The sequence below is a fragment of the Marinobacterium sp. BA1 genome (assembly GCF_041155135.1).
In the GTDB taxonomy this organism is placed as follows: domain Bacteria; phylum Pseudomonadota; class Gammaproteobacteria; order Pseudomonadales; family Balneatricaceae; genus Marinobacterium; species Marinobacterium iners.
Window position 1 is genome coordinate 397356 of sequence record NZ_BAAFHC010000001.1, and the last position, 19438, is coordinate 416793.

The 19438-nt window shown below is 56.8% G+C and carries 19 protein-coding genes; 18 read left to right on the forward strand and 1 reads right to left on the reverse strand.

The genetic code is table 11. The annotated features are described in order from the left end of the window. The first annotated feature begins 25 nt into the window (after positions 1 to 25). The 9 genes from peaA to ACAM29_RS01915 all read left to right on the forward strand — a co-directional run bounded on the left by peaA (position 26) and on the right by ACAM29_RS01915 (position 10140). A complete protein-coding gene (gene peaA, locus ACAM29_RS01875) occupies positions 26 to 1627 on the forward strand; it encodes a quinohemoprotein amine dehydrogenase subunit alpha (RefSeq protein ID WP_369623014.1) in 1602 nt (533 codons plus the stop codon). Between the two features lie 47 nt (positions 1628 to 1674). Further along, entirely contained in the window at positions 1675 to 3105 is a 1431-nt protein-coding gene (peaB, locus tag ACAM29_RS01880) for a quinohemoprotein amine dehydrogenase maturation protein (protein WP_091826709.1), read from the forward strand. Between the two features lies 1 nt (position 3106). After that, positions 3107 to 3430, forward strand: a complete 324-nt coding sequence (qhpC, locus tag ACAM29_RS01885) for a quinohemoprotein amine dehydrogenase subunit gamma (RefSeq protein ID WP_091826707.1) — start codon at positions 3107 to 3109, stop codon at positions 3428 to 3430. Between the two features lie 12 nt (positions 3431 to 3442). Next, positions 3443 to 4561 carry a quinohemoprotein amine dehydrogenase subunit beta gene (peaD, locus tag ACAM29_RS01890; protein ID WP_091826705.1) on the forward strand — a complete coding sequence of 373 codons (1119 nt, stop codon included), beginning with the start codon at positions 3443 to 3445 and terminating at the stop codon, positions 4559 to 4561. Between the two features lie 98 nt (positions 4562 to 4659). After that, positions 4660 to 6387: an ABC transporter ATP-binding protein gene (locus ACAM29_RS01895; RefSeq protein ID WP_091826704.1), complete on the forward strand. Its 1728-nt coding sequence runs from the start codon at positions 4660 to 4662 to the stop codon at positions 6385 to 6387. After that, the gene (locus ACAM29_RS01900; RefSeq protein WP_091826701.1) at positions 6377 to 7075 is read left to right on the forward strand and encodes a S8 family serine peptidase; all 699 of its coding nucleotides are present in this window, start codon (positions 6377 to 6379) and stop codon (positions 7073 to 7075) included. Before ACAM29_RS01895 ends, ACAM29_RS01900 begins: the two co-directional genes overlap by 11 nt. Then, entirely contained in the window at positions 7068 to 8423 is a 1356-nt protein-coding gene (locus ACAM29_RS01905; protein ID WP_369623015.1) for an NAD(P)/FAD-dependent oxidoreductase, read from the forward strand. Before ACAM29_RS01900 ends, ACAM29_RS01905 begins: the two co-directional genes overlap by 8 nt. Then, positions 8413 to 9135 carry a DNA/RNA nuclease SfsA gene (sfsA, locus tag ACAM29_RS01910; protein WP_369623016.1) on the forward strand — a complete coding sequence of 241 codons (723 nt, stop codon included), beginning with the start codon at positions 8413 to 8415 and terminating at the stop codon, positions 9133 to 9135. Before ACAM29_RS01905 ends, sfsA begins: the two co-directional genes overlap by 11 nt. Before the next feature lie 48 nt (positions 9136 to 9183). After that, positions 9184 to 10140 (forward strand): diguanylate cyclase, encoded by a 957-nt coding sequence (locus tag ACAM29_RS01915; protein ID WP_369623017.1) that lies wholly within the window; start codon positions 9184 to 9186, stop codon positions 10138 to 10140. A 3-nt stretch (positions 10141 to 10143) separates the two neighbouring features. Here ACAM29_RS01915 and ACAM29_RS01920 read toward each other — a convergent pair whose 3' ends face one another. After that, the gene (locus ACAM29_RS01920; protein ID WP_369623018.1) at positions 10144 to 11262 is read right to left on the reverse strand and encodes a GNAT family N-acetyltransferase/peptidase C39 family protein; all 1119 of its coding nucleotides are present in this window, start codon (positions 11260 to 11262) and stop codon (positions 10144 to 10146) included. Between the two features lie 146 nt (positions 11263 to 11408). On the opposite strand from ACAM29_RS01920, the gene ACAM29_RS01925 reads away from it, so the two are divergent. The 9 genes from ACAM29_RS01925 to ACAM29_RS01965 all read left to right on the forward strand — a co-directional run bounded on the left by ACAM29_RS01925 (position 11409) and on the right by ACAM29_RS01965 (position 19406). After that, a complete protein-coding gene (locus ACAM29_RS01925) occupies positions 11409 to 12908 on the forward strand; it encodes a RimK family protein (protein WP_206834999.1) in 1500 nt (499 codons plus the stop codon). Between the two features lie 15 nt (positions 12909 to 12923). Next, positions 12924 to 13337 (forward strand): hemerythrin domain-containing protein, encoded by a 414-nt coding sequence (locus ACAM29_RS01930; RefSeq protein ID WP_206834997.1) that lies wholly within the window; start codon positions 12924 to 12926, stop codon positions 13335 to 13337. A gap of 58 nt (positions 13338 to 13395) precedes the next feature. Beyond that, the gene (locus tag ACAM29_RS01935; RefSeq protein ID WP_369623019.1) at positions 13396 to 14028 is read left to right on the forward strand and encodes a DUF2238 domain-containing protein; all 633 of its coding nucleotides are present in this window, start codon (positions 13396 to 13398) and stop codon (positions 14026 to 14028) included. A gap of 93 nt (positions 14029 to 14121) precedes the next feature. Beyond that, positions 14122 to 15138, forward strand: coding sequence for an amino acid ABC transporter substrate-binding protein (locus tag ACAM29_RS01940; protein WP_369623020.1), 1017 nt, complete (start codon positions 14122 to 14124; stop codon positions 15136 to 15138). Between the two features lie 86 nt (positions 15139 to 15224). Then, positions 15225 to 16814, forward strand: coding sequence for a diguanylate cyclase (locus ACAM29_RS01945; protein WP_369623021.1), 1590 nt, complete (start codon positions 15225 to 15227; stop codon positions 16812 to 16814). A gap of 114 nt (positions 16815 to 16928) precedes the next feature. After that, positions 16929 to 17516: a Crp/Fnr family transcriptional regulator gene (locus ACAM29_RS01950; RefSeq protein WP_369623022.1), complete on the forward strand. Its 588-nt coding sequence runs from the start codon at positions 16929 to 16931 to the stop codon at positions 17514 to 17516. A gap of 98 nt (positions 17517 to 17614) precedes the next feature. Further along, positions 17615 to 18244: an NAD(P)H-dependent oxidoreductase gene (locus tag ACAM29_RS01955; RefSeq protein ID WP_369623023.1), complete on the forward strand. Its 630-nt coding sequence runs from the start codon at positions 17615 to 17617 to the stop codon at positions 18242 to 18244. After that, the gene (locus tag ACAM29_RS01960; protein WP_369623024.1) at positions 18241 to 18690 is read left to right on the forward strand and encodes a DMT family transporter; all 450 of its coding nucleotides are present in this window, start codon (positions 18241 to 18243) and stop codon (positions 18688 to 18690) included. Before ACAM29_RS01955 ends, ACAM29_RS01960 begins: the two co-directional genes overlap by 4 nt. After that, positions 18690 to 19406: a GNAT family N-acetyltransferase gene (locus tag ACAM29_RS01965; protein WP_369623025.1), complete on the forward strand. Its 717-nt coding sequence runs from the start codon at positions 18690 to 18692 to the stop codon at positions 19404 to 19406. The genes ACAM29_RS01960 and ACAM29_RS01965 overlap by 1 nt, the downstream gene beginning before the upstream one ends. Positions 19407 to 19438: the final 32 nt, after the last annotated feature.

The window sequence follows — 19438 nt, forward strand, 5'->3', positions numbered from 1 at the left end:
GGATCCCATCTCAAGTGAGGGAGTGATGGCATTGAGTAATAATAATTCCAAGCGTGCGGTACTCGGCACCGGTGCTCTGGCCCTGGCGGGACTGGTCAGTATGCCGTTGCAGGCCGCAGACGCAGAGCAGATAATCAGGGACCGTTGCCTGGCTTGTCATACCGAGTCAGGTGATTCAGCGGCACCGACCTTCTCCCGTATCAGTGAGCAGCGCAAAACGCCGGAAGGCTGGCAGATGACGCTGAACCGTATGATCCACCTGCGTGATCTTGAAATCAGCGCAGAGGAAAAACGGGTGCTGATCAAATACCTGTCTGACAAGCAGGGGCTGGCCCCGTCCGAAGCAGCCCCCTATCGCTATTTGCTGGAGCAGGATACCAACCTGGTGGAAGCCGGCGCGGATCAACATCTGGTCGAAACCTGTGCCCGCTGTCACTCCGAAGCGCGCTCGGGACTGCAGCGTCGTGCCAAGGATGAGTGGAAGATGCTGGTCGACTTCCATATGGCCCAGTTCCCTGGGATTGAGCTGCACGCCGGCTCACGTGACCGTCCCTGGTATCAGATTGCCACCACTCAGACCGTCGATACCCTGTTCGAGAAGTATCCGCTGGTCACCGAAGAGTGGAATAACTGGAAGAAAGCCGATAAGGCCGACGTCATGGGTCGCTGGCGTGTGACCGGTTACATTCCCGAGAAGGGCGAATTTGACGCCTGGATGAGTGCTGCCAAAACCGGCGATGGTCGATATGACCTGACGCTGGAAGGTCACTATGCCGATGGCACCGTGCTCAGCGGTACGGGCAAAGCGACTGTTTACACCGGTTACGAATGGCGTGCCTCCGTCACCATTGATGATGTGAAAATGCGTCAGGTGATGGCGCTGGACGCGAATGGTCAGATGGAAGGTCGCATGTTCCTCGCTACCGAACGGGAGATCGGCGGGGCACTTAATGCCGTGAAGGATCAGGGCATGGGTCAACTGGTTGCGGTTCAGCCTTCCTATCTGCGCAGCGGTGAAAGCGCCGAGCTGACACTGATTGGTGCCGGCCTCAAGGGTGATATCGATCTTGGCGAAGGCGTCACTGTCGAGAAAATCGTTGCCCGCAGCGATGACCGAATCACGCTGGTAGCCAAGGCAACCGGGGCGGAAGGTCCACGTACCATTAAGGTCGGCAAGGCGATCAATAACGCTGCCCTGAATGTCTACAGCACGCTGGCGCGTGTTGACGTGACGCCCGCCAATGCGGTCACCCGTATCGGTGGCGCCGGCAGTGAGATGGAAAAGGTGCGTGCCACCTATCGTGCCGTGGGCTACAGCGCCGGTGCTGATGGTAAGCCTGGCACCGAAGACGATCTGCGCCTGGGCTACATGCCGGCCAGCTGGTCGATCCTGCCGGCCGATGAAGTGGCCGAGCATGACAAGGATCACCTCTATGCGGGTCAGATCAATGCGGCCGGTATCTTTGTACCCGGTGACGCAGGGCCAAACCCTGAGCGCAAGATGTCGGCCAACAACGTGGGTCGCCTGAAAGTGGTGGCAACGGTGAATGATGGCGCCAGTAAAGTCGATGGTGAAGGCAGCATGCTGGTTGCCGTGCCTGACTTTGTCCGTCGCGTGCTCGACTGAGCCAAAAGCCGGAACAGCCACCGAGATACGATAATAAAGAGGTGATTATGGGTGCCATGACGCTGGTGAAACCGAATCTGCACAGGGTTGATGTTGATGCCCGTCAGATGCTGTTTCATATTCCAAGCAGCAGCATTTTTGAGCTTGATGGCTTGAGTCGAGAGCTGCTGGCGCTGTTCGACAGCCATGACCAGGTGACTCCCGAATACCTGGCCCCGCTGTGTGAGCGCTACTCTCAGCAGGAGGTGTCTGAGGCTCTGGAGGAACTGCTGACGCTGGAGGTGATCTCCGAGTCAGGAGCGGTAGCCAGAATCAACCCTGAACCGCAGAAGGTCAGCAAGTTCCCGCTGACCACCGTTGTGCTCAACGTCAACACCGGTTGCAACCTGAGCTGTACCTACTGTTACAAGGAAGATCTGACTACCCCATCCAAGGGGGAAAAGATGGCCCTTGAAACCGCGATTCAATCAGTGGAAATGCTGCTGCGAGAGTCGCCGGATCAGCGCAACTACAACGTGGTGTTCTTCGGCGGTGAGCCGCTCTCCAACATGCCACTGATACGTGAGATGGTGGCGTACTGCGAGAAGCGTTTCGCCGAGCACGGTGCCACGGTGGATTTCACCATGACCACCAATGCGACCTTGCTGACCGAAGAGCTGGTTGACTGGTTCAACGAGCACCGCTTTGGCCTGACCATCTCCATGGATGGGCCCAAGGCGATGCACGACAAGAACCGCATAACGGTTGGCGGTCAGGGCACCTACGATGTGGTGCGGCGCAAGGTGGAGATGCTGCTCAAGCGCTATACCGCGCGCCCGATCGGTTGCCGCGTCACATTGACGCGTGGCATTACCGATGTGGAGCGGATCTATGATCACCTCAGCGGCGAGCTGGGCTTCTTCGAGGTGGGCTTTGGCCCGGTTACCTCAGGCGATATTGCCGAATTCAACCTGACCGGTGAAGAGCTGGTTGAGGTGTTTGCCGGCATGAAGCGACTGGGACAGCGTTACCTCGAAGCGGCGCTGCGCAATGAAAACTTCGGCTACGGCAACATGCACCAGCTAATCACCGACATGTACGAGGGCAACAAGAAACTGGTGCCCTGTGGTGCCGGGCTCAAGCTGCTGGCGGTGGACAAGGATGGCGGGCTTAACCTCTGTCATCGATTCACCGGCTCTGACCTGCCCACGTTCGGTGATGTCGAGAAAGGGATTGACCGTGCTGCGCTGGGCCAGTTCATCGAGCAGCGTCTGGACCGTACCGACACCGGTTGCTCGACCTGCCGCATCCGTAACCTCTGTTCCGGTGGCTGTTATCACGAAAGCTATGCCAAATATGGAGATCCGACGCATCCTTCCTACCACTACTGTGACCTGATGCGAGACTGGGTCGATTTCGGCGTGGAAGTGTATTCGCGGATCATGCTTGAGAACCCCGGGTTCTTCGAAGCATACGTCTCTCCGAGGAGGAGTGCCTGATATGAAACATTTGAAGTCTCTGAACAAAAAAGCACAGCTGATCAACCAGTCCGTCAGCCCGGACGAGGTCGAAGACGTTGTAGCCATGCAAACGGTAGTGGGCTGTACTGCTACCACTGACCCGGGCTGGGAACTGGATCCCTTCGGTGGGCTGGGCTCGCTCTGTCAGCCGATGGAAGCGGATTTGTACGGATGTGCTGATGCCTGCTGGTGGCCGGCTCAGGTACCCGACACCATGAACACCTATCCGGACTGGAACAAGGATGTGGCGAAGGCCACGCAGGACTGGCGCAAGCTGGACGGTATCTTTGAGGATGGTGAATAAGGGAGCCTGGCAATGAAAATAAGTAAACTGTTCAAATCGACCGCTCTGGCCGGCTCTTTGGGTACGGCAGCCCTGCTCAGTGCAGTGGCGCCGGCGGCCGCGGCTGCGCAGGAATACCTGCTGACCGTGACCCGTCCGGGTCATCTGCATGTGATCGACATGAAAACCAACAAAGTCGAGCGCACCTGCGACATTCCGGGCAACTTCGGCTCTGGCTCCATTGCCCCGTCACCGGACGGCAAGATCGCCTACGTGCTCAGCAATGGCATGGAGGATGTGTACGGGTTCGATATTCGTACCTGTGAGATCACCTTCCATGCGGCTCAGTCCACGCCGACGCTGAAAGTGAAAAGCTTCCAGTCACTGGCAGTCAGTGCTGACGGAAAAGAAGTGTATACGGTTCAGAACCCGTTTGGGCTGAAACGTGACCGATTCACCGTTGAGCAACCCCGCCTGGCGGTGTTTAACGTGGCGGATGGCGTGGGTGCCAAGCCGGTGCGGACATTCCCCGTTGAGCGACGTATCACCAAAATTGCAGCCACTGCAAAGGGTGAGGTCATTCTGGGTGGGGCTGATGTAAAAGCGATCGACCCGAAAACCGGCGATATTCGTATGGTGACTCCGCTGCAGAATTGGGAGAAAGGGCCCCTGTGGCTGCCGCCTGATGCCTTTGCAATGCACTCTCAGGGTGAGCAGAGCAACGAATACATCATGCCGTACTCGACAGCCAAGTTCGATTCCGAAGAATGGAACTTCGAAACGGCCGAATGGTGGTGGGGCATGAGCCGCGTTAATCTGGAAACGGGGGAAGCTACGCGTCAGGAGATATTCCCGTTTGAGTTCATCATCTTTAACTTCATCTCTGATCCGCGTGATCCGAACATCCTTTACGGGTCATTTAACACGTTGTCCAAACATGATCTGCGCACGGGAGAAACGTTGGCGCTGCATGAAATGGAGCACACCTACTACAACCTGAACATCTCCGCGGATGGTAAAACCATCTACGTAGGTGGAACAGCGAATGACATCTCGATCCATGATTCAGAAACACTGGATAAGATCGGCTCCATTGAACTCAGTGGTGACATGACCACCTCTGACCTGCGTGTGGCCACCATCAGAGACTGATATCTGATCAGGCCCTCAATCAGGTATAGTCAACGGGAGGCGCCGGTAACGGTCCTCCCGTTTTTCGTTTATAAACAGGATGCAAGGAAAGGCTCACCATGCTGAATTGGCTGGTACGCGCCATCCACGCTCCGGACAAAAGCCGTCTGGAGCAGGGGTTTCGCTGGTTGTACAGCTTCGTCAAACCACAGCAGAAGGCAATTGCCGGCCTGTTGCTGTTGTCTTTTGTTGGTTCGGCGCTGGTGCTGCTGCAGCCTTGGCTGACCAAGCTATTGATTGATGACGGTCTGCTGGCCAAGGACTATGGCATGCTGGTCAAGCTGGCCGTGGCCATGATTCTGGTCGGCATTTTCGGCACCGCACTGTCCGGTCTGAACCGTTACCTGCACACGCGCTTGTCCGGGCGTATCCTGTTTGCCCTGCGGACCGACCTCTATGCTCACCTGCAGCGGCTTTCGCCCACCTTTTTTGGTCAACGCCGCATCGGTGATCTGATGTCCCGTATCGACGGGGATGTGGCCGAAATCCAGCGTTTTGCCGTCGATAGTCTGTTCTCGGCGGTGAGCAGTATCATCGGTTTGATCGGTGCGCTTGCTCTGCTGGTAACACTGTCCTGGAAGCTGTCATTACTGGTATTGATACTGATTCCGCTGGAGGTACTTTGGCTGCGTTGGATGCGGCGCAAAGTGGAGGTTAACACCCGCGAGTTGCGCGAGCGTTCGGCGGATCTATCCAGCTTTCTGGTGGAAACCATGCCGGCGATGAAATTCATCCAGTCCAGTGGCCAGGAAAATCGTGAGCGCACCCGACTCGGAGGTCTGAACGATGGCTATCTCAGCCAGTTGCTGCGGCTGCAGATTACCGAATTCTTTACTCAGGCGATTCCCAATACACTGACCTCCATGACCCGTGCCGCGGCTTTTCTGGTTGGTGGTTGGTGGGTGATTCAGGGGCAGTGGCAGCTGGGTTCGCTGATCGCTTTTTCCACCTATCTGGGGATGGCCACGGGGCCGGTAAACAGTCTGCTGGGCCTGTATGTTGCGATTCAGCGCATGAGCGTCAGCCTTAACCGCGTGAGCGAGCTGCGCCAGGCTGAGGCCGAAATCGAATCGCCACAGAGCCCGCGCGCGCTGCCACAGCCGCTGCGGGGCGAGCTTGAGCTTGAGCAGGTCTGCTTTGCCTACACTGGCCGAGATCCAGTGCTGGATAATGTGAGCGCCCGTCTGCAGGCGGGCAAAAAAATCGCGCTGGCGGGGGCCTCGGGAGCGGGCAAGTCCACTCTGATCGACCTGCTGCAGCGCCACTACGACCCACTACAGGGACGGGTATTGCTCGATGGCGTTGATATCCGCGAGCTCAGCCTGTCGGATCTTCGACGCACTGTTGCAGTGGTGTCGCAGGAAATTACGCTGTTCAGAGGCTCGCTCGCGGACAATCTGCGCTACGCCTGCCCGGAGGCCAGTGATGAACAGGTGCGGGGGGCGGCCCGTGAAGCTCAACTTGATGAGCTGATTGAACGTCTGCCGCAGGGGTTGGACACTCCGCTCGGCGAGCGCGGCCAGCAGCTGTCAGGAGGCCAGAAACAGCGCATCGCCATCGCGCGTGCGCTGCTGCAGCAGCCTGCTGTGCTGGTGCTGGATGAGGCAACGTCAGCGGTGGATGAAGCCACCGAACAGCAGGTCATTGCGGCTGTGGACCGGCTGTTTGCCGACCGCACGCGTATTTTGATCAGTCACCGTCCCTCTACGCTGGCAGGAGCCGATCTGCGGTTGTTGCTGCAAAACGGCCATCTGAGTGAGATTGAAGAGGTGGTGGATGTCGGTTGAGCCGATTCGTATCGGGGTTGTGGATTCCGGCTATTCAGAGCAGCAAGCGGTGACGTCCAGTGCCGCCTTTGTGCTGCAGGATGGTCAACTCTGGCTGACGGAAGCGGAGCCTGATCAGTTGGGGCATGGCACTCGCATCATTGAAATCATCCAGCACCTGATGCCCGAGGCAACACTGTTCAGTGCGCAGGTATTCAGTGATCGATTGTCCACCACGGCTGCACAGGTGGCGGCTGCCATCGACTGGCTCGTGGAGCAGGGGGTACAGGTGATCAACCTGAGTCTTGGCTTAAGGCAGGACCGAGCAGTGCTGAGGGAAGCCTGTGAGCGGGCCCTGAAACAGGGGGTTTTTCTCTGTGCGGCCAGCCCGGCCCGAGGGGAACCAGTCTATCCGTCTGCCTATCCCGGGGTGTTTCGCATGACGGGCGATGCTCGCTGTGATCGTGAACAGATCTCCCACCTGGACACCGAGTTTGCTGATTTTGGTGGCTGTGTCCGGCCTCTGGATAACAGTCGTGGGCAGTCGGGGGCCAGTATGGGGTGTGCTCACTTGAGCGCGTGGGTGGCACGTTGTCTCCAACGGAATGCTGTCAGCCTCAGCGAAGTGAGGGACTGGCTGGTCCAACAATCCAGCTACCAGGGCCCTGAACAGCGCAGAGGTGTCTATACAGGAGCAGAGGATGAATAAGTCACAGGTGCTGGTGTTGGGCGGTGGTCCTGCAGGGGGTGCGGTTGCGATCGGTCTTGTCAGATTGGGCTACTCGGTCACGCTGGTGAGCGAGCCGCGCCCCTTTGATGCGGTTGAGGGTATCTCCGATCGTGTGGTGCAGGGGCTGCAGGGTGCCGGATTTAATCTGGCACTGGAGCAGATGGCTGAACCTTCACCGCGGCGGGTAACCTGGAACGGTATCACCAGTGCCGCCAATACCGAGCGTCTGATTCCGCGTCAAGCCTTCGATCTGGCACTGCTGGATGATCTGAAGGCGCAGGGCATTCACGTGATTCAGGGACGTGTCACCGGCATTCAGCCCAATGCAACCGGGCATGTGGCCGAAGCCAGTCTGGTCAGTGGAGAGCAGCTGCAGTTGCAAGGCGATTTTCTGGTAGAAGCCCGCGGGCGAGCGGCCCCGGCAGCCGGCGTGCCCCGCGTGAAAGGATCGCAGACCGTATCCTTGCTGCAGTATTGGCAGGGGCCGGCGGATACACCCTGTTCGGCGGTACAAAGCTTTGCCGATGGATGGGCCTGGATGGCCCTGCGAGCCGATGGGCGCCGCTACCTGCAGCTGACACTGGATGTGGCCAGTGCCGACCTGCCGCCCAAGCGAGAACTGGGCGACTGGTGTCAGGCGCGCCTGAGTAAGCTTGAGCAGGCTCAGCCTTTTATGGCCGGCGCCGAACCGGCTGGCGAAGTCTATGCGCGTACCAGTACACCGGTTTTGTGTGAGCACAGTGTTGGTAATGACTGGATTCGAGTGGGCGATGCCGCAATGGCGGTGGACCCGCTCTCGGGCAACGGCATTTTTCAGGCACTGTCATCGGCCTTGCAGGCCCCGGCAGTGATCAACACGCTGATTAATCACCCGGAGCGGGCAGGTCTTGCCAAGCAGTTCCATGAGGCCCGGATTGAAGGGCTTTTTTACCGTTTTGCGCGCATAGGACGTGACTTTTATGCGCAGGAATCCCAGTGGCCGACCAACCCGTTCTGGCAGGGACGCAGCCAATGGCCGGATCAGGTCCCGCTGCATCTGGACGTGACGCCCGATCAGGTCAGCACTGGCGTGCGGCCTGTGGTGCAGGATGGGCTGATTCGTGAAGCGCAGGTGGTGATTACCCCCGACCAACCTTTGGGCATCTGGCATCTCAATGGGCTGGAGCTCGCCCCGCTGCTTGAGCAGGTAAGGGCGCGGCCCGATCTGACGCCTGCCGAGCAGTTGTCACACACTCAAGGCCCTGTGATGGGCGAGCGCTTGGCGCTGTGGATGCAGCAGCAGGGCTGGGTTGACGACCCGAAAGGACAGGGTGAACATGAAGTTTGACCCCCCGCTTGAGGTCGTGATCCTGCTGCGCCGCTACAAGCGTTTTCTGGCGGATGTGCGCCGTGCCGATGGCAGTGAAATGACGGTGCATTGCCCCAATACCGGCTCAATGAAAAACTGCGTGCTGCCGGGTGTCGAGCAGCTTGCACTGATTTCCGACAGCGGCAACCTCAAGCGCAAGTATCGCCACACGCTGGAGGCGCTGCAGGTCGCGCACGGTCACTGGGCAGGCGTGAATACCAGCCGCACCAATGCATTGGTGGAAGAGGCTGTGCGTGCAGGTCGGATTCCCGAGTTGTCGCCGCTGACCGGTGTTGAGCGAGAAGTGACCTTCGGTGACAGCCGCTTTGATCTGGCGCTGGGAGAGCGTGCGCAACCGCATACCTTTATTGAGGTGAAAAACGTGACGCTGGGGCCTGGGCCGGATGATTCCGATGATGGCATCATCGCCTTTCCCGACTCAGTCACCGAGCGTGGCCAGAAACACCTGCAAACTCTGATGCAAGTCGTGGCGCAGGGCCATAGAGCCGTGCTGTTTTTCTGCGTGCAGCACACGGGGGCTATGGCGGCTCGACCGGCGGACGAGATCGATGCTCGCTACGGTGAACTGTTGTGCATGGCGATGGCACAGGGAGTTGAAGTGCTGGCCTGGCGCGTCAGTCTTTCGGCTGAGGCCTTTGTACTGGAACACTCCCTCCCGTTGCAGGTATAAAGTAGAGTCGATCATCGTGATGAAACCTGAATTCTGTTGGAGATAGCCATGTCGGTAGCGGATGACTCAGCTGCTCAGGCGCTGGAAACGGACGCCAGTATCTACAAGACTCTACTGGAATCAACTCGGGCAATCCCTTGGAAAATCGACTGGAAAACCCTGCAGTTTGCCTATATCGGCCCTCAGATAGAGCCTCTGCTGGGCTGGAGTCAGGAAAGCTGGGTCAGTGTTGACGACTGGGCAACACGGATGCATCCGGATGATCGTGAATGGGTGGTCAACTTCTGTGTATCACAGTCACAAAGTGGCGTTGACCATGAGGCGGACTACCGGGCTCTGACAGCCTCGGGTGATTATGTCTGGATTCGTGATGTGGTGCATGTGGTGCGCGATGAAGCCGGAGAAGTAGAAGCCCTTGTCGGTTTCATGTTCGATATCAGTGAACGCAAGCGTACCGAGCAGGAATTGCTGCGCCTGCAGAAAGAACTGGAAGAGCTCTCACTGCGCGACGGTCTTACCGGCGTGGCCAATCGTCGCCATCTGGATCAGATTCTGGAACAGGAATGGGAACGGGCACAGCGTCACAACCAGCCGCTGTCATTGGCAATTTTCGATATCGATTACTTCAAGCAATACAATGACTGCTATGGTCATCTTCAGGGAGATGAGTGCCTGAAGCAGGTGGCGCAGCTGTTACAGGCTGCCATTCGCAGTGGTGATTTTCTGGCTCGCTTTGGAGGCGAGGAATTTGTCCTGGTTCTGCCGCAGACTGACCGTGTGGCGGCGCAGAGAGTGATACAGCGCTGTTATGAGCAGCTGGCCAAGGCAGGTATTGCGCACAGTGACTCCCCGATTTCCGAGCAGCTGACCTTCAGTTGTGGTTTGGGTAGTTGCCTGCCCGGTGCGATTGAAACCCTTGAAGCCTTTGTTGAACGAGTCGATCGCTCCCTCTATGAGGCCAAGCATCGCAATCGTAACGCGCTGGTGATCGCCGATACGGACTGAGTCTCACCCCGTGGCCTGTTTTGAAATGATTACCGCCGTTCGCAGCCCTTCCTTGCCAAAGCGCGCCATGCGCCAGAAATGATTGCGGGGCACCGGCACGTTCTGGATATCCAGCCGCGTTTTGTCATCCTCTTCATCCACTTCCGGATCATGCAGATACACGTAGTGGTTGTCGATGCCGGTCAGCACCACCCAGTGCGGGCTCTTTTGCCGACTGAAACGCCAGCTGCTGATCAGCATCAGAACAAAACGACCGGCTGACAGTGCCTGCTCGATGGCCTCCAGGCTGACCTCTTCTGCATGCTCGATGATGCCAGCCGTTTCGGTTTGCTGTTTGAAGTCCTGATGCACCAGCTCAAGGACTTCCTTTTTCAGTTCGGTTCGGACCCCGTGAATGAACAGGGGGCCTTCGCGGTTGATATACAGTTCCGCTCCGAAGCCACGTCGCCAGGCCGCCAGTGCCAGCCCTCGCGGGCCGCAGCCGCCGTGACCGGTTGTCATGAAAATGGACGTGGCTTCGCGCCAAATCTGAAGCTCCTGACGTCGGTCCATTACGATGGCCGGGTCGAGAGCCTTCATCGCCATCAACAACGAGGCTGGGCCGCAGGTAAAGGGCAGGGTCTGGCCATACCAGGGCACCGTCCCCGGTGAGCGGGTAGTCAGGGCCAGCAGGCGCTTCTGGAGCCGGAGCGCAGGGGCGTGATCCTCGTAATAATCTTCATACAGTCCAAACTGGCGGTAGCCCAGCTTTTCATACAACTGGATGGCACTGGCATTGTCGGTACGCACCTCCAACCGCAAGGCAAGACAGTCATGCTCCAGTGCGGCCTGCTCCGCCGCCTGCATCAGCTGACGGGCGATACCCTGTCCACGCATGCGATCGTCTACAGCCAGCGAATAAATGCGTCCGAGCGAGGTGCCACGGTGAAACAGGACCAGCACATATCCCACAAGGCCAATCGTTTCAGTACTGGCGGTAATCAGAGCACAGTGACCGCGCTTGAGCATCCAGCGAAACTGACGTCGGCTGATGCGATCTTCGCTGAAGGTCTGGTTTTCCAGCGCAACCAGTGCCGGCAGATCCTGCAGGCTGGCTGGGCGTAACTGAACACTGTCTGACATGGCTCTTACCACTCAAGGGAATGCCTCTAGCCTACTGCCGGAGCTGCCTGTAGAGCCAGAGGCAAGCAGAAATATTATTTGTCCCTGATTGCGCAACCGGACAATGCATTCCATAGTGACACTCAGGTTTACGTGCAGGGAATACCATGACCAAACTGAAAATTGTTGTAGACAAAAAAGAGGACTGGCAGGCGTTCTATCCCGCCGAGCAGTTGATGAGTGCCCATGAGTACCTGGCGCAAGGCAGTCGAAAGGACCGCACACCGGTTCAGATCATCAACCTGTGCCGCAACTATCGCTATCTGAGTTACGGCTACTACACCTCGCTGCTGGCTGAAGCGCGCGGCCACAAAGTGATTCCATCGATTCAGACCATTAATGACTTGGGGCGCAAGTCTGTCTACGGCCTGAACATGAAGAATCTGAACGAGCTGCTGGGCAAGCTGGTCAGTAAAGATGCGGTGCTGCGTCAGCAACTGGAAGCTGATCGACAGCTGGAAGTGACCATCTGCTTCGGGCAGACCCTGTTTGCCCCCTTGCAGGATCTGGCGCGGCAGATTTTCGAGCATTTTCCTTGCCCCATCCTGCATCTGACCTTCCGCAAGGGGGAAAGCTGGCAGATCGAAACATTGAAGGCGGGTAGTCTGAAACAGCTTAACAGTGCTGAAGAGGATCTGTTTGCCACTGCCATCGATACGTTCAGTCGCAAACTGTGGCGCAAGCCCACGGCACGTCGCAAATACCGGTATGATCTGGCGATTCTGGTTGATCGAGAGGAAGTGCTTCCACCTTCCGATCCCATGGCGATCAAACGTTTCATCCGTGCCGGGCGTCAGTTGGGCATCGATGTCAGCCTGATCGGCAAGAAAGATTTCAGCCATTTGGCTGAATATGATGGTCTGTTCATCCGTGAAACCACTTCAATCAGCAACCACACCTATCGCTTTGCCAAAAAGGCCGAACATGAAGGGCTGGTGGTATTTGATGACCCCACTTCGATTCTGCGCTGCTGCAACAAGGTGTATCTGTCAGACCTGCTGGCCACCAATGGCGTTGCGATGCCGGAGACCCACTTCCTGTTCAAGGACAGTAAAAAGGAGGTGCAGGCACTGGCCGAGTCTTTGACCTATCCGCGGGTGCTGAAGATCCCCGATGGGGCTTTTTCAAAGGGAGTGGTCAAAGTCAGTTCGCCGGAGGAGTTGCTGCGTCAGGCCGATGAGTATTTCAAACAGTCGGCCATTGTGCTGGTACAGGAATACATGTACACGGAATACGACTGGCGTATCGGCATTCTCAACAACAGGCCACTCTATGCCTGCAAGTACCTGATGACCCGTGGTCACTGGCAGATCTATAACCACAGCAGCGGCCAGGCCGAATCGGGTGGCTTCGAGACCCTGCCGGTGCATGAGGCGCCGGCGAAGGTGGTCAGAGCTGCGCTGAAGGCAACCAAATTGATAGGTGATGGCTTGTATGGGGTGGACCTGAAACAGTCCGGTGATAAGGTGGTGGTGATCGAAGTGAACGATAATCCCAGTATCGATTCCGGGGTAGAGGACCTCTATCTCAAGGACAGCCTCTATCGCATGATCATGGAAGAATTTCTGCGCAGAATGGAACGGCGCCGTCTCGGAATCGGTCATTGATTTGACAGGTGCGTTATGAAACGAGCCGAAGAGCTGAAATCCCTTTCCCGCGATCATCACCACGGGCTGGTGTTGGCAAAACGGGCCATGCAGGCTGCGAAAGAGTACAAGCCTGCAAAAATGGTTTGGGCAGAAGTGACCATGCACTTCAGTGACGTGCTGGAACCGCACTTCAAAATCGAGGAAGAAACACTGGTTGAGCCACTAAGAGAAGCCGGTGAAACCTCTCTGGTAGACCGGCTGGAAAGAGAGCACGCGCAGCTGCGTGACTTCTTTCAGCCGGGACAGACGCGTGGCTATGAAGAGTTGAAGGCCTTTGGTGAATTGCTCCAGGCCCATATTCACTTCGAGGAACGCGAGCTGTTTGAGGTCGCGCAGAAGACGCTCAGCCAGGAGCAGTTGGCCCAGGTGGATGCGGCCTGCCATTGACGCCGTCGGCGGCACTGACTGGATGAACAGGTTGTATCTGGCTGACAAGGAGAGTGGGATGTCGCATGTTCACCAATCATCAGACAGGCGGGGGCCCGCGCTCTGGGCGCTGGTGTTCTTGCCGGTCTTGTTCTGGTCGGCGTGGGAGCCGGCTGATCGCATTACCTGGGCGCTGGAAGTCCTGCCGGCCGTTGTTGGCGCCCTCATTTTGCTGTGTACGCGTCGTCGATTCCCCCTTACGCCGCTGTTGTACAGTCTGATTTTGTTCCACTGCATCATTTTGATGGTCGGTGGGCACTACACCTATGCCAAGGTGCCGCTCTTCGACCTGCTCAGAGAAATGTTCGACTGGCAACGGAATAACTATGACAAGGTGGGCCATCTGGTGCAGGGCCTAGTGCCGGCAATGATTGCACGTGAGCTGTTGATCCGGCTGAAGGTGATCCCGTCAGCGGCATGGCGCAACTTTTTTATCGTGTGCTTTTGTCTGGCGTTCAGTGCGTTCTACGAGTTGATCGAGTGGTGGGTAGCCCTGATCTCAGGAGAAGGTGCCAAGGATTTTCTTGGTACTCAGGGCTATGTCTGGGATACCCAGTCCGATATGGCTTGGGCGTTGGCTGGCGCAATACTGGCGTTGGTGCTGATGAACCGACTGCATGACAGGCAGTTGCGGTCACTGGAGCCCCTGTAGACGAACGGCGGTGACACTTTTGCTGGTGCTGCTGAACTCTGCAGGTAGAATGACCTGCATCGCTGTTATGCGCCAAACGCCAAGGGTTCATGTATGCCGATTCTTCGCCGGTTTTGTTGTTATCTGATCGTGATGGCCATGAATGTCATGCTTCTGTCATCGGTGCATGCCGATACGTTGGATGAAGTCATGCGTCATGGTGATATTCGCTGTGGTGTTTTTCCGGATGACCCCGGTCGCAGTTCCATCGACACGGACGGAACCTGGAAAGGTTTTTATGTTGATTTTTGCCGCGCCACGGCGGCTGCGCTGTTCGGTGATCCCGAACGGGTGCAGTATGTGGAAGTTGATGCCACGACACGGTTTACCACTCTGCAGCAGCGCCAGACGGATGTGGTGATGTACAGCACGACCTGGACATTGGGTCGAGAAAACCGCTATCAGGTTGTGTTCCCGGCGATATATCTCTTTGACAGCCAGGGCGTAATGGTCCGTGCCAACAGTGGCATTTCAATGCTGTCAGACCTGCAGGGCAAAACGGTCTGCGTGACTGAAAACACATCAACTCACAAAAACCTTGTTAATGCACTCGAACAGCAAGGTATTGACGCGCAAGTTCAGTTTTCCAATGGCGACAGCTTCTTTCGAGGTCATTGCGACGCGTACAGCGCCGATCGAATGAACCTGGCAACCAACCGCGCCAACCGTGCGGACAACCCGGCACACTATATTATCCTGCCTGAAACACTGTCTCGTGAACCTATAGGCCCAATGGTGCGGAACGATGAAGCCCGCTGGGCGCGTGTTATCCGTTCCGTGGTCAACGCCACCATTCTGGCCGATCAAAAGGGCATAACCCAAAGCAACCTTGATCAGGTCTTGAACAGCACGGAGGATCAAGAGATTCTTAATCTGCTGGGGCAGCAAGGTGATCTGGCAAGCCAGTTGGGGTTGCCAAATGACTGGGCGCGCAAGGTGATAGCCAGTGTTGGTAACTACAGTGAAATCTACCAGCGTCACTATGGTCCTGATACAGCTATCGGGATGGAGCAGGGAGTGAACAAGCCTTGGTCGCGTGGTGGCTTGTTGTTTGCTCCCCTGTTTCTGTGAGCTCCAGCGCCGTTATGCAACAACCGCACACAAGCATAGGTACTCGACTGACACTGATCATCGGTACAATTTTCGGATTGTATCTGATGGCTGTATCAGCTGTTGGTTATGTGATGTTCCAGCAATACCAGGGGTTCAGTAACCTGGCAGATCGTGAGTTTGGCCGTGCCATGGCGGCCGCTGAACTTACCCGAGATGCAGAGATCATTGCTGCTGAAGTGTTTGAAATGATGGTGGGTAGCCGTCGCTCCATCAGTGCGGGCAGTCAGCGGACAGAGAATCTGGCTGGCCTTTACCGCTCTGCACGTGACCGACTGCAGCAGTTGTCGTCGTCAGCCGATGCCGATAGGGCAGCAAACAGAGAGCTTGATCGTTGGCAGGAGCCGTTTTTCCTGAGCCTGGGGCAGCTGGATCAGCGCCTTGAACTGGAAAAACAACTACAAACCGAGCATCTTCAGTTAATCGACACACTATTCATATTACAGCAACGGTTACCGCTGAGTGACTTCGGTGCGCAGTCTCCTAACCAGCAGCGTTTTATCAGTCATGCGCTGACCGCACTGGTTGCCGCTTCGTCAGCATTGAGTGCTGAACGTCCGGGGCATGTAGCACAACTGGAACGCGCTTGTGAGCAAGCGTTACAGAAACTGGCATTATTGCCACTTGAAGATGAAGAACTGCTCGAGTTGCGCCGTCAGCTTACCGAAGTATTGCCTGAAGCGTTCAGGAGCCGAGGACCGTTATTGAAGGCGTCGCGGGCAAGTTTGGCAACGGCGCGGGAAACCCGGGTACTGGCCCAAAAGCTGACAGGGGCAAGTTTCAGCTACCATCTGCAGCTGAAAGCGTCGGCTCAACAGGCCATTACAGACCACCAGAAGCTGATTCGCAGTTCGTTGTTTGGACTGTTGCTGGCATCATTGACTCTGCTCGCCATAACGTTCGGTGCCATTATGTATATCCGGCGCCATATCGTACTCCGGATAAATCGTCTCAATGCTGCAATGCAGGCACATCTGCAGGGTAAGCAGGTGCCTGTTCCTGAATCAGGCAGTGATGAAATCAGCACGATGGGGGCCAGCTTTGCGGTTTTCGTCGATGCTCGTCGCCAGGCAGAGCAGCAGCTGGAGCAGGCGAACATGCATTTGCAAAAGATGAATGCCGAGTTGGAGCGTTTGAGTACAACCGATGCCCTGACCGGCATACCCAACCGTCGCTCATTCGATCAACAGCTTGAACATGAGTGGCGACGGGCATTACGCGACGGCACTAGGCTGGCCATCGTGATGGCTGATGTCGATGTTTTCAAGCGCTTTAACGATACTTATGGGCACCAGGCGGGTGATGATTGCCTGCGTCAGGTGGCACAAGTGATGTCAGATCAGCTGAAGCGCAGCGGTGACATGATTGCGCGTTACGGGGGCGAAGAGTTCATCGTTCTTTTGCCGGGGCTGGATCTTTCCCACGCGAAACAGCTCGCCGAGCAATTAAGGGCTGCTGTGGCAGGGTTGAGGATTCCACACGCTCACGGGCCGACAGGACATGTCAGCATCAGTCTTGGCGTGGCCTCAAACAGGCCACACCTCAACATGCGCGTCGAAACCCTTATACACCGCGCAGATGATGCGCTTTACGCAGCCAAATCATCCGGTCGCAACAGGGTTCAGGTTGCCAACTGAAGCCGCCTGCGCGATCGAGCCGTGCATCCGTTCTGAACTACCGGTTGTATTTATGGCCCTTCCAATAGCGTCTGGCTTTCAGCGTATACTGCGGCGTCAGCAGGTGGGGGCAAAATGAATAAGAAACAGGCATTTATCCAGTTACGCGAAGTCATGTCCGGCTATTATCCGCTATCGGATGAAACCTGGCAGGCGTTGACGGAGATTTGTCATTACCGGCAGGTTACAAAGCAAACGCAGATATGCCGGGTGGGTGAGGTGCCGCGCTCCTTTGCCTTTGTATGTCAGGGATTGTTTCGGGTCTTTGTTCTGGATGAGAAAGGCAATGAATTTAACAAGAACTTCTTTCAGGAAGGTCGCTTCCCCGGGTCAATGACCGCTCTGCTGCGCCAGGAGCCCTCATTGCATTCGATAGAGGCGCTGGAAGACTCGACCATCATCGAAATCAATTTTCAGGCCTTCCGCGATCTTCTGTATCGCAGTGAAGATCTTAAACTGTTCCACATTCACTACCTTGAGAGGCATTGGTTGCTGGACAAGGATACCCGCGAGATACGTCTGGTACAGCAGGATGCAGCCGAGCGATATCAGGCGTTTCAACGGGAGTATCCCGAGCTGCTGACACGCCTGCCGCAGTATCACATCGCATCCCATCTAGGGGTGACACCGACCCAGCTAAGCCGGATTCGAAAAAAATCCTGAGTGATCAACCTATGTAAATGAGGGGCAGGGCCGACGTGCGTAATCTGGACCCAGTCAGCGGGTATCCCGCTATGTGACCCACAAGACTGGAGTCGATAATGTCCCCCTTGAATGCGTTGAACTGGCGTTATGCCGTTAAACAGTTTGCCAATACCACACTGACCACCGAGCAACTGGAACCCTTGCTGGAAGCGACACGCCTGAGCCCAGGCGCCTTTGGTCTGCAGCCCTACCGTATTCTTGTCATCAGCAACCCTGAGCTGCGCACTGATCTGCTGGCCTATTCCATGGGACAGGATAAGGTTGTCCACGCCTCCCATTTGCTGGTCTTTGCCGCCTTGACACGAATAGATGAAGCCTTTGTGGCTGCACATATAAAACTCATGGCGCGGCAACGGGGAGGCGGTGACGGTGCTTATCGGGATTTTCAGGCGCACCTGAACGACTATTTCAACAATATGACCGATCAGGAGAAATCACACTGGGCCGACCAACAGGTATATCTGGCGCTGGGGACCTGTTTAACCAGTGCCGCTCTGCTGGGCATTGATAGCTGTCCCATGACCGGGTTTGATGCTGCCGGCTATGATGCGCTGCTGGGGCTTGCCGATCAGGGGTTGAGGAGTGTGGCGATCTGTCCTCTGGGGGTGCGCCACGCCGAGGATACCGTCGCAGACCTGCCGAAAGTGCGTTTGCCGGCGCAGGTGATGACCCGGGTGCTGGCGTGAGCAGTCTGCTGCCTTGGCTGGCGCTTTCTGCCGGAGGTGCCATTGCGATTCAAGCGGGCATCAACGCCCGGCTTGGAGTGGAGTTGGGCAGCACCATGCTGGGGACAGGAGTCGCTTTTGCGGTAGCGTGTCTGGTGTCCCTGCTGGTGGTTGTGTTTCAGCGTGCGGGCATGCCCAGCGTGGACCGCCTGCAGGCGGTGCCTCTGTACCTTTGGGGAGGCGGTATCATCAGCGCTTTTGGTGTGGGCATGTTTTATTTTCTGATCCCGCGTATGGGCGTAGGGCCGATGATGTCGTTTGCCTTGACCGGCCAAATTGTACTCGCCGTGATTGCCAGTCACTTCGGCTGGTTTGATCAGCCGGTGAAACCGATGAATCTGACACGTGTGATAGGCCTGCTGATACTGGTGGCCGGTGTTAGCCTGATTTACTGGGAGAAAACCTGATGGAAACGCAGCTTGAGCGTGCCAATGTCGATAATTTAATCGGCCTTTGGCAGTTAATGGGTGCTAAACAAACCGACGGAGGGCTTCATTGTTCGACTCGATGGCCATACCGGTGTTGGCGCAGCCCTGCCCGGCAAGCGGCCGATGGCCTGAGTGCCATAGAGTGTATCCCGGCCCACTACCTGTTTCCTGTTTGGCATGCGGGTGAGTCCAGCCGAATTCTGGAAAGCGCTTTGAGTCAACACGGGCTGGAAGTGGGGCTTGAACAGCTGGCGATGATACTGCCCCTGGAGGCCTATACACCACCACCTGCCGGCGTTCGGCTGGACGTCAGACTGATCGACAACCGACAACAGGCCAGACAGTGGTCGGACCTGTGTGGACGCGCATTTGGCTACCGGCTGGACGTTGATGTAATCGACCAACTGCGTCGGCAGGCGGACGTGGAAGTTCTCTGGGCATGGGGAGAGGGGAGACCGCTTGCGACAGCAGTTCTCTACCGCACTGGACCGATCATGGGGGTGCATCAGGTTGGAGTACCGCCTGAGTTGCAGGGGCAGCGGATTGCATATTCATTGATGTGCGAACTGCTGGCGAGAGCGCAGTCGGCTGGGGCTGAATATGTCTGTCTTCAGGCCTCGGCGGCTGGCGAGCCGCTGTATCGCAAACTGGGCTTCCAGCCGCAATTCAGCATCCGCAGTTACCGCCGCGCCTGAGGGATGCCGGCAGGGGTTTGGCTACCACCGGC

Bases quoted from the DNA above. Each gene is read 5' to 3' on its own strand.
- peaA (WP_369623014.1), top strand. From the start codon at position 26: ATGGCATTGAGTAATAATAATTCCAAGCGTGCGGTACTCGGCACCGGT.
- peaB (WP_091826709.1), top strand. From the start codon at position 1,675: ATGGGTGCCATGACGCTGGTGAAACCGAATCTGCACAGGGTTGATGTT.
- qhpC (WP_091826707.1), top strand. From the start codon at position 3,107: ATGAAACATTTGAAGTCTCTGAACAAAAAAGCACAGCTGATCAACCAG.
- peaD (WP_091826705.1), top strand. From the start codon at position 3,443: ATGAAAATAAGTAAACTGTTCAAATCGACCGCTCTGGCCGGCTCTTTG.
- ACAM29_RS01895 (WP_091826704.1), top strand. From the start codon at position 4,660: ATGCTGAATTGGCTGGTACGCGCCATCCACGCTCCGGACAAAAGCCGT.
- ACAM29_RS01900 (WP_091826701.1), top strand. From the start codon at position 6,377: ATGTCGGTTGAGCCGATTCGTATCGGGGTTGTGGATTCCGGCTATTCA.
- ACAM29_RS01905 (WP_369623015.1), top strand. From the start codon at position 7,068: ATGAATAAGTCACAGGTGCTGGTGTTGGGCGGTGGTCCTGCAGGGGGT.
- sfsA (WP_369623016.1), top strand. From the start codon at position 8,413: ATGAAGTTTGACCCCCCGCTTGAGGTCGTGATCCTGCTGCGCCGCTAC.
- ACAM29_RS01915 (WP_369623017.1), top strand. From the start codon at position 9,184: ATGTCGGTAGCGGATGACTCAGCTGCTCAGGCGCTGGAAACGGACGCC.
- ACAM29_RS01920 (WP_369623018.1), bottom strand. From the start codon at position 11,262: ATGTCAGACAGTGTTCAGTTACGCCCAGCCAGCCTGCAGGATCTGCCG.
- ACAM29_RS01925 (WP_206834999.1), top strand. From the start codon at position 11,409: ATGACCAAACTGAAAATTGTTGTAGACAAAAAAGAGGACTGGCAGGCG.
- ACAM29_RS01930 (WP_206834997.1), top strand. From the start codon at position 12,924: ATGAAACGAGCCGAAGAGCTGAAATCCCTTTCCCGCGATCATCACCAC.
- ACAM29_RS01935 (WP_369623019.1), top strand. From the start codon at position 13,396: ATGTCGCATGTTCACCAATCATCAGACAGGCGGGGGCCCGCGCTCTGG.
- ACAM29_RS01940 (WP_369623020.1), top strand. From the start codon at position 14,122: ATGCCGATTCTTCGCCGGTTTTGTTGTTATCTGATCGTGATGGCCATG.
- ACAM29_RS01945 (WP_369623021.1), top strand. From the start codon at position 15,225: ATGGCTGTATCAGCTGTTGGTTATGTGATGTTCCAGCAATACCAGGGG.
- ACAM29_RS01950 (WP_369623022.1), top strand. From the start codon at position 16,929: ATGAATAAGAAACAGGCATTTATCCAGTTACGCGAAGTCATGTCCGGC.
- ACAM29_RS01955 (WP_369623023.1), top strand. From the start codon at position 17,615: ATGTCCCCCTTGAATGCGTTGAACTGGCGTTATGCCGTTAAACAGTTT.
- ACAM29_RS01965 (WP_369623025.1), top strand. From the start codon at position 18,690: ATGGAAACGCAGCTTGAGCGTGCCAATGTCGATAATTTAATCGGCCTT.